Origin of the sequence: Gemmiger formicilis, from assembly GCF_016901605.1 — a bacterium.
Lineage (GTDB): Bacteria > Bacillota > Clostridia > Oscillospirales > Ruminococcaceae > Gemmiger > Gemmiger formicilis_B.
Genome location: NZ_JACJKP010000473.1, coordinates 1 through 410, shown reverse-complemented (window position 1 = coordinate 410; position 410 = coordinate 1). Strand labels below are relative to the sequence as shown.

General features: G+C 57.1%; 1 pseudogene. It reads left to right on the top strand.

What is annotated here, in order from left to right:
• A pseudogene (locus tag H6B10_RS15505) lies at window positions 1–324 on the top strand (purine-nucleoside phosphorylase); the annotation flags it as partial.
• Window positions 325–410: the final 86 nt, after the last annotated feature.

Here is a 410-nt window from a genome sequence, read left to right as displayed (position 1 = left end):
GAAATCGCCCTGAAAGTTGCCGCTGAGCACAATTTGGTACTGCAAAAAGGCGTTTATCTGGGTTACATGGGCCCCAGCTTTGAAACCCCCGCCGAGATCCGTGCTTTCCGTACCCTGGGGGCTGATGCCGTGGGTATGAGCACCGTGCCGGAGGCCATTGCCGCCAGCCACTGCGGCCTGCCGGTTCTGGGCCTGAGCCTGATCACCAACATGGCCGCCGGCATGGCAGGCAAGCGCCTGTCCGGTGATGAAGTGATTGAGATTGCCAATGCCCGCGGCGCCGTGTTCCAGCAGCTGGTGCGGGGCATTGTAGAGGCAATGTGATTTTGCCTGTACCTTGCATTGGCACGGCATTTTTGGTATACTGTACATCGCCTGATGGCATTTTTATGGTAAGGAGCAAAACATCA